This window comes from Burkholderia catarinensis, assembly GCF_001883705.2.
GTDB classification, from domain to species: Bacteria; Pseudomonadota; Gammaproteobacteria; order Burkholderiales; family Burkholderiaceae; genus Burkholderia; species Burkholderia catarinensis.
Map to the genome: position 1 here is coordinate 556330 of NZ_MDEQ02000001.1, position 11248 is coordinate 567577.

9 protein-coding genes are annotated in these 11248 nt (G+C 70.1%); 2 read left to right on the forward strand and 7 right to left on the reverse strand.

The genetic code is table 11. The features are described from left to right. Positions 1-73 precede the first annotated feature (73 nt). Positions 74-448: a phage protein NinX family protein gene (locus BFF94_RS02485; RefSeq protein WP_219138941.1), complete on the forward strand. Its 375-nt coding sequence runs from the start codon at positions 74-76 to the stop codon at positions 446-448. Positions 449-470: 22 nt separating this feature from the next. Here the strand turns inward: BFF94_RS02485 and BFF94_RS02490 are convergent, their stop codons facing one another. Next, a complete protein-coding gene (locus tag BFF94_RS02490; protein WP_128848743.1) occupies positions 471-1457 on the reverse strand; it encodes an ABC transporter substrate-binding protein in 987 nt (328 codons plus the stop codon). Positions 1458-1614: 157 nt separating this feature from the next. After that, positions 1615-2493, reverse strand: coding sequence for a LysR family transcriptional regulator (locus BFF94_RS02495; RefSeq protein ID WP_219138942.1), 879 nt, complete (start codon positions 2491-2493; stop codon positions 1615-1617). A 100-nt stretch (positions 2494-2593) separates the two neighbouring features. On the opposite strand from BFF94_RS02495, the gene BFF94_RS02500 reads away from it, so the two are divergent. Next, positions 2594-4159, forward strand: a complete 1566-nt coding sequence (locus tag BFF94_RS02500; protein ID WP_219138943.1) for an MFS transporter — start codon at positions 2594-2596, stop codon at positions 4157-4159. 182 nt (positions 4160-4341) lie between these two features. On the opposite strand, the gene BFF94_RS02505 is transcribed toward BFF94_RS02500, so the two are convergent. From BFF94_RS02505 to BFF94_RS02525, 5 genes are all read right to left on the reverse strand, one after another. Next, on the reverse strand, positions 4342-5292 hold the full coding sequence (locus BFF94_RS02505; protein ID WP_246637206.1) for a fimbrial biogenesis chaperone: 951 nt from the start codon (positions 5290-5292) through the stop codon (positions 4342-4344). Continuing rightward, the gene (locus BFF94_RS02510; protein ID WP_219138944.1) at positions 5282-6706 is read right to left on the reverse strand and encodes a fimbrial protein; all 1425 of its coding nucleotides are present in this window, start codon (positions 6704-6706) and stop codon (positions 5282-5284) included. The genes BFF94_RS02505 and BFF94_RS02510 overlap by 11 nt, the downstream gene beginning before the upstream one ends. A 95-nt stretch (positions 6707-6801) precedes the next feature. Beyond that, positions 6802-9594, reverse strand: a complete 2793-nt coding sequence (locus BFF94_RS02515; RefSeq protein WP_246637207.1) for a fimbria/pilus outer membrane usher protein — start codon at positions 9592-9594, stop codon at positions 6802-6804. Further along, the gene (locus BFF94_RS02520; protein ID WP_128851349.1) at positions 9591-10349 is read right to left on the reverse strand and encodes a fimbrial biogenesis chaperone; all 759 of its coding nucleotides are present in this window, start codon (positions 10347-10349) and stop codon (positions 9591-9593) included. Before BFF94_RS02520 ends, BFF94_RS02515 begins: the two co-directional genes overlap by 4 nt. A gap of 107 nt (positions 10350-10456) precedes the next feature. Beyond that, a complete protein-coding gene (locus tag BFF94_RS02525; RefSeq protein WP_128851346.1) occupies positions 10457-10996 on the reverse strand; it encodes a fimbrial protein in 540 nt (179 codons plus the stop codon). Positions 10997-11248 lie beyond the last annotated feature (252 nt).

Sequence of the window (11248 nt, forward strand, 5' to 3'; positions counted from 1 at the left end):
GATAGTGATGCGGCGTGCGGGCGCGGGCGCCAGGATGCCGTTTTGGACGTTTTGGACGTCGAGGGAGGGCGTGATGCAGGTTCAGGACCTGATCGGTGCATCGCTGGACTACTGGGTCGCGATGGCCGAAAGCTTCGGTGCGCCATGCGTCGCGGACGGCGTATGCCTGGCGATCCGCGACGCCGGCGGCACGAGCGTGCCGTTCGCGCCGTCGTCGTCATGGACGGACGGCGGCCCGATCGTCGAGCGGTTGCCGTTCGCCGCGTTCGAGCGCGACGGCGGGCGCGGCGCGTGGCGGGCCGTGCTGCACCGGGCCGTGCCGGCCGCGGGCGAGCGCTGCACGTTCAACCAGTCGGCGCCGACGCTGCTGGTCGCCGCGATGCGCACGCTCGTCGCGTCGACGTTCGGCGACGATGTGCCGGACCTGGAGATGGCGCGGCCGCGCTGAACGCCGCCCCGCGCGGAATCTTTCACGCAGACACGTTCCGGATCGCGATCGACGCGACGTCGACGCGCCGCGGCAGGATCGCGTCCGCCGCCGCGCGATCGGCGACGCGTTGCAGCACGTCGATGTCGGCGCTGCTGAGGCTGCGTTGCGCGAGCGCGGCCCGGCGTGCGATGTCGGTGGCCGCGTCGGGCGGCAGGCGCGTGAGCGACGCATAGACGTTCGCATAGTCGGCCGGGTGCGCGAGCGCCCATTGGCCCGCGCGGGTGAGCCGCGCGAGCACGTCCGCGAGCGCCGCGCGCTTCGCGCGATCGTCGAGCGTGTCGACCGGCGACGTGAGGAACGCGAGCCCGGAATTGATGCCGCTGCCGTCGCGGACGATGCGCGCGCCGCGTCGCACCGCATGCCCGTAGTACGGGTCGAACGTCGCCCAGATGCCGATCCGCTTTGCCTCGAACGCGGCGAACGCGTCGACGGGCAGCACGAAGCGCACGTCGACGTCGCGCGGCGCGAGGCCGTGTTCGCGCAGCGCGCCGTACAGCTGGTATTGCGAGATGCTGCCGCGCGCGGACGATACGACGACGGTTTGCCCTTTCAGGTCGGCCACGGCGCGAACCGGCGAGTCGGGCTGCACGACGATGCCGAGCGATGTCGGCGAGCCGACGCGCGTCGCGACGATCCGCAACGACGGATCGCCGAGCGCGGCCGTCAGCACGGGCAGGTCGCCGGCCGGCGCGAGATCGATCGCGCCCGCGCGCTGTGCCTCGAACAGTGGCGCGGCGCCCTGGAAGTTGGCCCAGCGGAACCGGTAAGGCGCGCCGTCGAGCACGCGCGCGGCTTCGGCCAGCGCGCGCAGGCCGCCGGCCTGGTCGCCGAGCACGAGCGTGACGCTCGACAAATCGGCGCCGGCCGCATGGGCGGGCAGCACGATGCCGCCGGCGAGCGGCGCGGCGGCGAGGGCGGCAAGACGCTGCAGCATGCGGCGGCGCGCGGTAACGGAAGCGGGGTTCATCGGCGGCGTGTCCTCGGTGATCCGCGCGCGTGCGGCGCGGCTGCCGGGCAGGTTACGGAATCGGTTTCCGGCCGACAAACATCGAATCGTGAAATGCATATTCGCGCGGCGACGCCGGTGCGGCCGGCATCGACGCGCGGGCGCCTTGCACGGCGCTTTACTTGGCCGGCGGCACCGTGCGCAGGAACGCCCGCACCGCCGGCGCCTTTTCGAACCGCCGGTGCGCGAGCGCGAGTTCCGACATGATCGGCTTGCCGGCGATCGGCCGGTACACGACGCCCGGCAGCGACACGCAAGCGGCGAGCGCATCGGGAATCACGGCGACCCAGCCGTTCACGGACACGCAGGCGAGCACCGCGAGCAAGCCGCCCGGCCGCGCGGCGATCACCGGCGCGAAGCGGCCGCGCCGCGCGACTTCTAGCGTGCCGCGCTCCTGTTCGGGCACCGCGAAGCGCGCGTCGGCGAGATCGGCCGCGCGCACGGCCGCCATCGACGCATGGCGCGAATCGGCCGGCACGGCCGCGACGAATACGTCGCGCTGCAGCGTGACGATCCGCAGGCCGCCGGGCAGCGGCAGCGGCGGCCGCACGTACGCGAGGTCGAGCCGGCCCGCGTCGAGCTGGTTCGCGACGTCGTCCATCGGCACTTCGCGCAGGTTCAGCTCGATGCGCGGGTGCGCGGCCCGAAACGCGCCGACCGTGCGCTGCAGCGTGCCCGAATAGACGGCGGACGACACGTAGCCGATCTCGATCCGGCCGAGTTCGCCGCGCTCGGCCAGCGCGGCGAGTTCGCGGCCGCGCTGCAGGTGCTCGAACGCGGCGCTGGCCTCGGCGAGATAGGCCTCGCCGGCCGCGCTCAGCGTGACCGCGCGGCGCGACCGGTGAAAGAGCCGCACGCCGAGCACGCGCTCGGCCTCCTGGATCTGCCGCGTGAGCGCGGGCGGCGCCATGTCGAGCGCTTCGGCCGCGCGGGCGAAATGCAGGTGCTGCGCGACGCTCAGGAACGCGCGCACGTGACGGAATTCGAGCCGGTCCATGATTGCAATTTTCGTCAATAAAACAGCGTCGGAGTATCAATGACAGGCAATACCGGGCAAGCCTAGCATACGGTTCGTTCATCCTGTTCCGGAGTTGCCGATGTCCCAGCCTTCACCGGCGTCGCGCGCGGGCGCCGCCGCCCCGCGCACGGGCGCCCGAATGCCCGCCGCCGCGACGCTCGCCGTCGCGTCCGCGACCTGTTCGCTGATCGTGCTCGACACGAACGTGGTCGCCGTGTCGCTGCCGAGCATCGCGCGCAGTTTTCACGCGAGCTTTGCCGATATCGAATGGGTCGTGAGCGCGTACATGACCGCGTTCGCCGCGTGCCTGCTGCCGGCCGGCGGGCTCGCCGATCGCTTCGGGCGCAAGCGGATGCTCGGCGCGGGGCTCGCGCTCTTTTTCGTCGCGTCGCTCGGCTGCGGCGTCGCGCCGTCGGCCGGCTGGTTGATCGCCGCGCGGGCGGTGAAGGGTGGCGGCGCCGCGCTGCTGCTGACGGCCGCGCTCGCCGTGATCGCGAACCGCTTTCCGGACGGGCGCGAACGGGCACGGGCCTGGGCGATCTGGGGCATGTGCATGGGGATCGCGACGGCCATCGCGCCGCTCGTCGGCGGTGCGATCACGCAATGGATCGGGTGGCGCTGGGTGTTCCTGCTGAACCTGCCCGTCTGCATGCTGCTGGCGGCCGGCGCGCGCGTCGCGATCGACGAATCGAACGATCCGCATGCGAAACGCGTGGATGCGGCCGGCAGCCTGCTGTTCGGCGCGGCGCTCGCGTGCGCGATCGCGGCGCTGATCGGCGCGCCGTCACACGGCTGGCTGTCGGCCGCGACGCTCGGCCGGCTCGCGCTCGCCGCCGCGCTGTTTGCGGGGTTCATCGGCGCGGAGCGCTGGCAGGCGCGGCCGATGATCGATCTCGCGCTGTTCCGCCAGCCGCGCTTCGTCGGCGCCGTGCTCGCGATGTTCGGCTATGCGGCGTGCGCGCAGGTGATGATGACGTTCCTGCCGCTGTACCTGCAGAACGCATTCGGGATGTCGGCGATCGACGCGGGGCTCGGGATGCTGCCGTTCGCGTTCGCGATGATCGCCGGCCCGTCGCTCGGCGCGGCGCTGGCCGCGCGCGTGTCGTCCGGCGGCGTGCTGGCGGGCGGGCTCGCGCTGATCGGCGCGGGCAACCTCGCGACCGCGGCGCTGACGGCCAGCGGCGATTACCGGCTCGTCGCGATCGGCATGTTCGTGACGGGCTGCGGTGCGGGCATCATGAACGGCGACACGCAGAAGGCGATCATGGCCTGCGTGCCGCCGAATCGCACGGGCATGGCGTCGGGTATCAGCACGACGACGCGCTTCTCGGCGATCGTGACGGCAGTCGGCGTGCTCGGCGCGGTGCTGGCGGCGAGCACGCACGCGCGGCTCGATCGCCTGCTGTCCGCCGCGCCCGGCCTGCGCGCGTTCGCCGATGCGCCGTTCATGTCGAGCCTGCTGGCCGGCGACCTGGCGCAGGCGCTCGACCGCGTGCCGCCGTCGGCCGCCACCGCGCTTGCGCAGGTGGCGCCCGTCGCGTTCGCGAGCGGCTTCGCCGACGCGCTGACGGTGAGCGGCGTGCTTGCGCTCGGCGCGGCGATCGTTGCATACAAGTTGCTTGCGCAACCGATGCGTGACGCGTGATGAGGTGTTCCGGCGGGTTACGCACGCGCTGCGCATCGGGCGCGATCCGGCGGAACCATCAAGCTCGCGCGTTCCGGTTTCACGCGGCGTATGCAAGATGTCATCGACGAACGGTATTCTGCCGACCCGGGCACGGCCGGGTAAATCAGGCGGGTCTGACAACCGGAGCGCATCGGGAAGCGTCACGGTAACTTGCGCGGGCGCATTTCATCGAGACCGTCGGTCGACGATCCGGTTGTGTTCGAATCCGCAGGGGACGTATCGACCTGCACGGCATCGCGCGCCGGACCGGAATCGCGCGCGACGTCGCCCGGACACGCCCCGACGTGCACCGTGCGGGTGTCGGCTTCAGGATTGCCGTCGTCGCCGATCAGCGAGAAGGTGACGCGCGCGGCCGCGCCGGGGGAGGCCTGCCACGCGCCGAACGCGACGGTCGTACGGGAAAACGGCGCGATCATGTCGGGAACCGCCTGCTTCACGGTATCGTCCAGCGCGACCTGCACCGCGCCGATCGTCGCGTAATACGGCGTGGGATTGTCGATCGTCAGCGCGAGCCCGCGGCGCGCGGGCGCGAGCGACAGCACGAGTTTCCGCAGCCGGCCCACGCCCGGATCGGCGAGGCCGGCCGGGCGCACGAACAGCTTGATCTGGGTGCGCATCGTGACGGTCACGGTCTGTCCGTCCTGTCCCCAATCCTTCGGCGTGGCGGGGATCTCGTACAGGTTGAGCCAGCGCAGCGATTCGCGGTCGGTCGGCAGCGGCTCGCCGGCATTGATCAGCCGCAGGCTCGTCTGGTCGTGCGGCGCCATGCGGAAGATCGGCGGCAACGCGACGACTGGCGCGTCCGACGATTGCGGCACCGACCGGATGTCGCCATCGTCCACCCAGGCCTGGACGAGCACGGGGTACGTGTTCAGGTTGTAGAGCTGGACCGACTGTTCGGTCGCGTCGGCGGCGAAGACGATGCGCGAGACTTCCGGCGTCACGCCCGCGAGCGCGGGGGCGATTGCGCCGACGCACAGCGCGGCGCACGCGATGCGGCGGCCGGCCCGTTGCGCGCGCGATGCCCATCCCCATGCACCGCGCAAACGGGCCGACACGGCGGCCGCGCCCTGTCGAACGTCATTGCACACGGACGATCACCTGCGCGGTGGCGTTGTAGCGGCCCGCCGTCACCGGCGTCGAACCCGGTGCGAACGCCTTGAAGGTCGCGTTGATGACGCGCGTGTAGCGCGTCTGCCCGTTGACGGTCGATTCGGCCGTCGCGTCGTTCAGCACGGGGTCCCAGCCGTCCGCGGCGCCGCCGGTCGTCACGTACTGGTTGCTCAGGAAATTCAGCGCGGCGCCGCCCGGCCGCGACAGCGCGACGCCGACGCCGGTCGCGACGCCCGGGTCGGTGCCATAGCCGTTCGACAGCAGGTACGTGACGCCGCTGCCCGAGGTCTTCAGCCCCGCGTTGATCGCCTGCTGGACGTTCGCCGGCGGCGCGAGGAGCCCGAGCGCGGTCTGGTTGGCCGCCGTTCCGCTGACGAAGGCGCTCATGCCGCTCGGCGTCGCGCTCTGGCATTCGATCCGCACCGTGATCGGCCATTGCCGGGAGCCGCCTTGCGTCAGCTCGCTGATCGACATCGTCGGAAACAGGATCATCGGCGTCGTATTGGTGACCGCGCAAGTCGCGGCGCGCCGCACGGTGATGTTGCCGTACGGATTGATCGCGGCCGGCCAGTCGCCGTACCAGCCCGAATAATTGGTCGCGGAATCGGCGCCGACGAACAGGCCGCTGGAAGGAATCGTGCCGGATGCGCCGCCGCGAAACGCGTTGTACGCGAACGGCTGCGATTCGGCCCACGCGCCCGTCGACCGGTTGCCGCCGTTCGGGCACGTGCTGCACTTGAACAGCTCGACCTTGTACGCGCTGAAGTTCTTGGCCTTGACGAGGAACCAGCCCTGGCTGTCGACGTCGAGGCCGGTCAGCGGCCGGGCCTGCCAGTAGCGTGTCGCGGTCTGCCCGGTCGTCGCGTTCGTGACGCGGAACACGACGCCGGCATACCGCGACTGGTACGTGCCCGGGATGCCCGAGACGGCGCTGACGTCGTTGCCGCCGGCGCTCGCGTTGTCGCCGTTGGTCGCGAAGTACTCGAACATCGTGCCGGCGGAATCGGGCGAGCAGCGGTACAGCACCTGCTCGGGGCTGTAGCTGCCGGTGCCGTTCGCGCCGAGGTTGTAGACCGGCGAGACGAGACTGGCGATCAGCGTGCCTTCCGGGACGAACGACGACGTATCGACGTTGATCGTCATCTTGTATGCGCCGGCGCCCGCCGTGTCGGGTGCGCCGGCCCAGGGCCGCGCGATCGTGCCCGGGGCGGTGTAGTACGCGGAATTGACGTTGGTGGTCAGCCCGGTGATCCTGAAGCAGCCGCGGGACGTGGACTGCGCGCGGGCGGGCGAGATGCCGATCGCGAGTGCCGCGATCGCCAGCGCGGCGAGCAGCGCGCCACGATATCGCCGCGTGACGGATCGGCCACCTTCGGTCGAACGGTACGGCATGAATGACACTCCTCTTGAGGTCGATCGCGACATGCGTCGCGACCGGTTTCGATGAACGCCACGCGGGGGCGAGCGGCGGTGGTCCGCGCAGCCGGTCATTTCAGCGCGAGCGGCAGGCATCGCGCGCGGATGCGCACGATCGGCGCTTTCGCCGCCGCCGGCGCGGGCAGGTCGTAGCGCATCGCGCACTCGTCCTCGCGCCGCTTGCCCCAGCGGACCCTGACCGTGCCGTGCGCCGACGGCACGCGCGCATACGCGAGCCCGCCTTGCCCGACCACGCCGATCGACGTGCCCTTGCCGTCCAGCACGTTCGCGCCCAGCGGCAGCCGTTCGCCGTCGGGGCGCGCGCCCTGGATCAGGACCGCATGGCCGGTCAGCGTCGCGAACTTGAGCAGCACGGCCGAGCCCGCATACGGCGCGACCCGTACCTGGTTGCCGGTCAGTTCGGTGTCGCGATCGATGCCTTGCGTGTCGAGCGCGACGTCCGTGTAGCGGTAGGGCGTGAGCGACGGCACGATCGCGTAGCCGAAGCGGTCGACGCGCGCGCCCATCCCGCTGCGCACGGTCGCGCCGCGCGCACCCTTGGCCTCGACGATGCCGAACGTATCGCCGAGATACGGCCCGAGCGTGACGCCGCCGCGGTGCGCGACGATCGCGCCGCGCGCGGTGGCGCCTGCCTGCCAGAAATGATCGCCGTTCGAATAGCTCGCGCCCGTCGTGATCATCGACAGGTTCTTCTGCAGGTTGCCGCTGTAAGTGCGCGCGCCGTTGCGCGTTTCGCCTGACAGGCTGAGGCCGTAGCTGAGCGTCTGCGCTCGGTCGGCAATGCCGCTGAGCGATGCCTGGTACGACGTGCCCTGGTCGTTGCCGTGCGACACGCTGCCCGACAGCGAGGCGGTGCGCGGCCCCGACCCGAGCGGGATCGAGACGGTCAGCATCAGCACGTTGCTCGTCCGCATGTCCGCGCCCGCCCGCCCGTAGCCGGGCAGCAGGTTCTGCATCGGCCCGCTGTCCGGCGCGACGACGGTGGCCGTCTTCTGCCGGACGAACGACAGGTTGTAGCTGATCGACCGGTAGTGGTTGTTGTAGCTGAGCTGGACCTGCGTGTCGTGCGGCCGCGATTCGTAGTAGCTGCTGGTCGTGGCGGACAGCGACAGCGCGCCGTACTTGCCGAAATCCTGGTTCACGTTGAGCGTGAACTGCTCGCGCTGCTGGTAGGTCGACGACGCCCAGGTTTCGCCGCGTCGGTACGCTTCGCGCGCGCTGAGCGCGTCGATGAACTCGCGATAGCCTTTCGTCGAATAGCGATATCCGGCCAGCGAGAAGGTCGTCTGGGTCGGCGTGAAGGTGTGGCTGTACGTAATGGAACTCATCCAGCCGTTCAGCCAGCCGCCCTGCGCGTTGCGCGCGTGGGACCAGGTCGTGTTCCAGCCGAACGCGCCGATCCGCGTGCCGAGCACGGCGCCGGCCAGCACCGACTGGTAGTCGGGCGAGACGCGCACGGCGCCGTTGGCCGTCAGCGAATTGGTCAGGCCGCGCTGATAGGTCAGGTCGGCGAATTTCGCGTGAGAGCCTTCGATCTGCCGCACCTGGCCGAGCGTGACGCTGTAGTGGGACACGCCGGGGCGCATCGAATTCGGCACCGCGGAGAACGGCACCGTGAAGCGCGACACCTGGCCGTTCGCCTCGTGCACCTCGACGTCGAGATCGCCCTGGTAGCTGGTCGGGTTCAGGTCCGTGATCCGGAACGGGCCGGGGGCGACCGTCGTCTGGTAAATCACGTGGCCGTTCTGGTTCACGACGACGCGCGCGTTGGTCTGCGCGACGCCGTTGACGACCGGCGCATAGCCGCGCATCGCGTCGGGCAGCATGCGATCGTCGGATTCCAGGCGCACGCCCGTATACCCGACCGTGCTGAACAGGCTGCCGCTTGTGAAGCTCTGGCCGACGGTGAGCTGGCTGCGCAGGCCGATCAGCGGCCGTTCCGCGTAGGTACGGATATTGTTCCAGCGGCTGATGCTGTTGCCGGTGCCGCCGTTGTAGGTGAACGAAGACTGCTGGCGTACATGCCACAGGCCGACGTTCACGCCGGCATTGAGCCCCGTGTAGACTGAATTCGCGCGCACGCCGTATGCCGACGAAGTGTAGTAGCTCGCGTCGTAGTTCACGTACGCGGCGGTTTCACCCGCGTCCAGCGACGCGGGATCGACCGCGCCGCGTGGCGCGACCTTCATCTCGAGCTGCGGGACGCTGAGGTCGAGCCGCAGGCGCGACAGGTCGAAGGTGGTCTGCGCGCCCGGCACGCGCCGCGTCAGCGGGCCGCAGAATGCCGGCGATGCGTCCGCCGGGGGCGCGTCCGCGTGATCCGGTGCCGTCTCGGGTGAGGACGGCGTGCCGTCGGGTGCATCCTGCCCGGGCGCGGCGTGCGGCTGGCGTGCGTGCGCGGTGTCGCGCAGCAGTACGCCCGCGGACGTCAGCAGCGCATCGCTCAGGCACGGGTACAGCGCGCCGTCATCGGCGTTGCGGAACGTGATGTCGCGCCGCGAAACGAAGCGATCGTTCACGTACAGGTCGACCTGGTAGCGCCCGGGATCGGCGGCATGCGTGCGGTTGAAGCGCTCGATGTTCGCGACGCCGAGCGGTGTACCCAGCAGCAACCGGCTGTCGAAGTTGTACGCGAGCGCGGTCGCGCCGTCGGCCTCGCGGCCGACTGGCGCAGCCGTGAGCGCGTGGGCGGGCGTCGCGAAGCCGAGCGCGACGACGAGCAGCGACAGGTGTGCGTAGCAGAGTGCTTCGCCGGCCGGAGAGGTTGCGCGGACGGACGCGGCGCGAGGTCCGGGGCGGCGGGCGTGTCGGGCGTTTCCGGCGTCTCGATGGGCCCGCGTCATTTATCGGGGCCGCCGGTCGAGCGGTATTCGTGCGTGTCGATCGCGCCGTAGTCGTTGACGTAGCGAATCGTGATCTTCGCCGCGTCGGGGCCGGGCAGGCAGGCGCCGTTCAGCATCCAGCGCGCGCTCGAGCGCGGCGCGACCATGTCCGCGGTGAACGTGGCGACCTGCGTGCCGCACGTGGCGCTGCCGCCGAGGACCGACACGAAATAGCCGGTGGGGTTGTCCAGCACGACGCGCGTCTTGTCGTCGTGCCGGTCGAGACGCAGCACGAGCTTGTCCGGCGCCGTTTCCGGCGAGCCTTCGATCGTCGCGGGACGATAGAACACCTTGATCCGGTTGCGCAGCATCACCAGCATCCGGTTCTGGTTCGCGTAGGCCGCGTCCAGCGACGGAATCTGCAGGCTGTTGAGATAGAAGATCGATTCGCGATCCTGAGGAAGATCGCGGCCGACGAAGATCAGCCGGGCCGTCTGCCCGGTCTTCGGTTCGATCCGGAAGATCGGCGGGTTGACCAGGAACGGCGCGTCGGCGGTATCGGGCGTCGATTCCGCGTCGCCGGCGTCGACCCAGACCTGCATGACGCTCGGGGAATCGTCCGGGTTCGTGAACTGGAGGTTCTGTTCTTTCGCGTTGCCTGCGAAGATCACGCGCGTATTGGTCATCACGACGCTGGCGGCGGCAAGGCTTGCGTGGCAAGCGCAAATCGCCAGCAGCGCCGAGCCGAGCACATTCAGAGTGTGCGGTCGGTTCATCGGCTTCCCCGGGTGGTGGTCTGGTTTTGGTCTGTTCTGGAGGGTGAGGGACGCGGCGGCTTCGCACGAGGTTCCGAGGCAGGAGGGCGAAGTGCCGCGTCGGGTGATTACTGGTAGTTGATCGCGTACTGCACGCTACCGAGCACCGAGCCGGCCGTCGCGCTGCCGTTTTCGGTGATGTAGCGCACCGCGAAGTCGTGTGACGCCGACGTGTCGCCGACCGCGAGGCTCAGGCCCGGCGCCGCATAGCCGGATGCGCCGCTCAGGTTGAATGGCGTCGTGGCATTGTCCGGATCGAGCAGTTGCAGCGCGACGTGGGTGGCCGTGCCCGTATTGCCGAGGTTGCCGTTGGTCGTCACCTGGTTGCCGACGAACACCGTATTGATCGCGCGCGCGGCCGTGGTCGGCGCCGTGCAGCCGCTCAGGCCGATCGTGAAGCGGGTTTCGCCGGCCGTGCCGCCGGCGGTGGCCAGGTCGGCCGTCGACACGGTCGGCAGGAGCACGGTCGGGCTGGACGCATTGCCGTTGACCGCGACCGTGCAGGTCTGGTCCGTCACTTCGCCTTGGAACTGGATGGTGTTGCTGCTTTGCGCGAACGCGAGAGCCGGTGCCGCTGCGAGCATCAGGGCGAGAAGAGTCTTTTTCATGAGCGTGTCTGTTTTCGCTGGATTGATATGGGTGGCGCGGTCCGGGCGGTCGCCGGGGCGACGACGCATGGCGTGGCCGGCCTAGAGGAAGGTCAATGTCTCGTGTGGTATCGCGATATCCCTTGTATATGGCACTCCTTATCGATGAAAGATGAGCGGCATGGCGTCGTCCGGGTACCGCTCCGGTTTCGAGCGACTCGCGAGCCGGATTCATCAGGCCATCGATGTTATTTCTCGCGGGCGAGGCGGGAA